This window comes from Pseudomonas sp. HMWF006 (assembly GCF_003061205.1).
Taxonomy (GTDB): Bacteria; Pseudomonadota; Gammaproteobacteria; order Pseudomonadales; family Pseudomonadaceae; genus Aquipseudomonas; species Aquipseudomonas monsensis.
Genome location: NZ_QAIU01000556.1, coordinates 1 through 3427, shown reverse-complemented (window position 1 = coordinate 3427; position 3427 = coordinate 1). Strand labels below are relative to the sequence as shown.

At 59.1% G+C, this 3427-nt stretch carries 3 protein-coding genes; all 3 read left to right on the top strand.

What is annotated here, in order from left to right; translation table 11 throughout:
* The coding region (locus DBR24_RS25160) for an Hcp family type VI secretion system effector (protein WP_256591819.1) at positions 1 to 357 on the top strand (357 nt) is incomplete at its 5' end.
* 131 nt (positions 358 to 488) lie between these two features.
* Positions 489 to 2531 (top strand): type VI secretion system tip protein VgrG, encoded by a 2043-nt coding sequence (tssI, locus tag DBR24_RS25155; protein ID WP_128616078.1) that lies wholly within the window; start codon positions 489 to 491, stop codon positions 2529 to 2531.
* Positions 2521 to 3261, top strand: coding sequence for a DUF4123 domain-containing protein (locus DBR24_RS25150; protein WP_128616077.1), 741 nt, complete (start codon positions 2521 to 2523; stop codon positions 3259 to 3261). The genes tssI and DBR24_RS25150 overlap by 11 nt, the downstream gene beginning before the upstream one ends.
* The last annotated feature ends 166 nt before the right edge of the window (positions 3262 to 3427 follow it).

Sequence of the window (3427 nt, the reverse complement as noted above, 5' to 3'; positions counted from 1 at the left end):
CCACAATCCGGTCAGCCAACCGGTCAGCGCGTGCACAAGCCAGTTGTGATCACCAAGGTCTACGACAAGGCTTCGCCTCTGCTGCAAGCCGCTCTGACCTCCGGCGAGCGCATGAGCGAAATCGTTATCCAGTGGTACCGTACTTCTGCTCAAGGTACTCAAGAGCACTACTACACCACCAAACTGGAAGACGCGATCATCGTCGCCATCAACAACAAAATGCACAACTGCCAGGATCCAGGCAACGCGCACTTCACCCACCTGGAAGAAGTGCAGTTCACCTACCGCAAAATCACCTGGACGCACGAAGTATCCGGTACTTCGGGTTCCGATGACTGGCGTGCTCCAGTCGTTTAATTACGGCTGATCGTTACAAGCATCGACCAGCCCTGCTGGTCGATGTTGTTTACGCCCCTCCAGAATTTCGCGTACGTTGAGCCGCTTTGCGGTCATCGACGAGCGCCGCTGTACAGCACGAGGAACAAGGGATGTTCGCGCCGGCCAATGAAACCCACTTTGCCCTGACCATCGAAGGGCTCTCTGCCGATTTTCAGGTATTTACCCTGACCGGCCGGGAAGCCATCAGCCAGCCTTTTGTGTTCGAGGTGGAACTGGTCAGTGAGCAGCCGTCGCTGGACCTCGAAACCCTGCTGCACAAACCGGCCTTCCTGCAACTGTCGCCCGATGGCAGCGGCATCCACGGCCAGATCTATCGCGCCGCCCAGGGCGATTCCGGCAAACGCCTGACGCGTTATTCGGTGACCCTGCGCCCGCAACTGTCGTACCTGGCGCATCGCGTCAACCAGCGCATCTTCCAGAACCTCAGCGTGCCGAAAATCATTGGCATGGTCCTCGAAGAGCACGGCATCCAGAGCAACGCCTACGAATTCAAGACCGGTTCGATCTATCCCGAGCGCATCTACTGCGTGCAATACGATGAATCGGACCTGCATTTCATCCAGCGCCTGTGCGAGGAAGAAGGTATTCACTACCACTTCCAGCACAGCGCCACGGCGCACAAGCTCGTCTTCGGCGATGACCAGACGGTGTTCCCGAAACTCAAGCCTGTGACCTACCAGCAAGACTCCGGCATGGTCGCCAGCAACCCGGTGATCAAGCGTTTCGACCTGCGCCTGGAAACCCGCACCAGCCGCACCACCCGCCGCGACTACGACTTCGAAAAACCACGCATCACCCTCGAAAGCGAAAACCGCGGCGACGCCCTGCCCGACCTCGAAGACTACGACTATCCCGGTCGTTTCATCGACCGCGAGCGCGGCAAGCACTTGGCCAAACGCGCCCTCGAACGCCACCGCAGCGACTTTCAGCTCGCCGAAGGCAAGAGCGATCAGCCACTGCTGGTCAGCGGCCATTTCCTCGCCCTGACCGAGCACCCGAAGGCCAAGTGGAACGACCTGTGGCTGCTCACCGAAGTCTTGCATGAAGGTAAGCAACCGCAAGTGCTCGAAGAGTCGGTGACCAGCGACACCACGGCATTGAAAGACGATTTCCATCAGGGCTATCGCAACCGTTTTCAGGCCACCCCGTGGGACGTGCCCAACCGCCCACCGCTGCGCCACCCGAAACCGCGCATCCTCGGCAGCCAGAGCGCCGTGGTCACCGGCCCCAAAGGCGAAGAGATCCATTGCGACCAGTACGGCCGTGTCAAAGTCCAGTTCCACTGGGACCGCGAAGGCCAGGCCGACGACAAGACCAGTTGCTGGCTGCGCGTCTCCAGCGCCTGGGCCGGCGCCCAGTATGGCGGCATCGCCATCCCGCGCATCGGCATGGAAGTGCTGGTCACCTTCCTTGAAGGCGACCCCGATCAACCGCTGATCAGCGGCTGCCTGTACCACAAGGAAAACACCGTCCCGTACGCCCTGCCGGCGAACAAGACCCGCAGCACCTTCAAGACCCTCAGCTCGATGGGCGGTGGCGGCTACAACGAACTGCGCATCGAAGACAAAAAAGGTCAGGAGCAGATCTACCTGCACGCCCAGCGCGACTGGGACGAGAACATCGAGCACGACCAGAAAATCCGCGTCGGCAACGAACGCCACGACACCGTCGAAAAAAACAGCTACACGGAATTCAAGGCCGAAGAACACCACACCGTCTACGCCGACCGTAAAGTCGAAGCCCGCGCCAACGACCACCTCACCGTAGGCGTCAATCAGCACATCAAGATCGGCACCGGCCAGTTCATCGACGCGGGGCAGGAAATCCACCTCAGCAGCGGCATGAAAGTGGTGATGGAAGCAGGCGCAGAACTGACCCTGATCGGCGGCGGCAGCTTCATCAAGATCGACGCCGGCGGCGTGACCCTGAGCGGCCCGGTGATCAACATGAACTCCGGCGGCAGCCCCGGCAGCGGCACCGGCGCCGCCCCGCTAATGCCCGGCATCCTCAAACAAGCCGACGCCGACAAGGCCGGCCAGGTCCTGACCCCGGCCCAGATCAACACCCTCAAACGCAACGCGCCGTTCTGCGAAGAATGCGAAAAATGCAAGGCAGGTGCCTGTGCCATCTGATCGAATTACGCCCAAGGACTGGCTGGCACAACAGCCGCTGCAGACTGGCGAGCGCCTGTATTTGGTCATCAGTGCGGCGAGCGATGCCGAGCCGCTCAAGCCCTTCTATCAGCAAGATGCCGCACCACAACTGCAGCCTATTTGGAGTGGAACGCCTTACGCCGATTGGCTTCCCGTAATGCCGTATCTCGCCGAGATCAGCCCCAATGCCAGTTTTTTGCAATGGATTACTGAAACCGATGCACTGGATTGGGGTTGGCTAGCGGTATCCACCAGCGCGCCGGAAACGGTGCTGGAGCATTTGCGCAGCCTGACCCAGGTAAAAATGCCAGACGCTACTGAAGTGTTTTTCAGGTTCTGGGATGGTCGACATTTTCATCCGATCATCGAAGGGTTAGGTGCTACGGCAGGTGAATTACTGCCGGTTTTCCAACGCTACCTGATTAACGGACAGACGCTCGAAGTCGGCAGAAGAGCAGTACCTCCCGCAAAAGAGTGGCCCTGGTGGGATATTCCCCAAACGCTATTGGATGCTCTCGCGAAGAAGGACCACACCACCGTCGTCGAGAACCTGATGCAGTGGCTATCAGAAGATTGCCCAGAATTGTACTTCGAATTCCCCGAAGCCAACTTGCGCAGAAAGGTTGAGCGCTTCGTGCGCCAGAACCCAAACACAGAAGATATGGCAGAGCGTCTCGCCGCAGAGCTGACAAAGGAAGTCACGTCATGAATACCCCGATTGGTACCCTGGTCCTGCGTGTGCTGGACGCCAAAGCGCCTGACGTGAACCTGATCCTCAAAGACTTCAAAAACTGCCTGAGTGATTACAAGGAATGGGCGGACGGTTTCTGGACTGGCTGGGCGCTGGACGTCGACCAGACCTTCAAGGTCGGCAA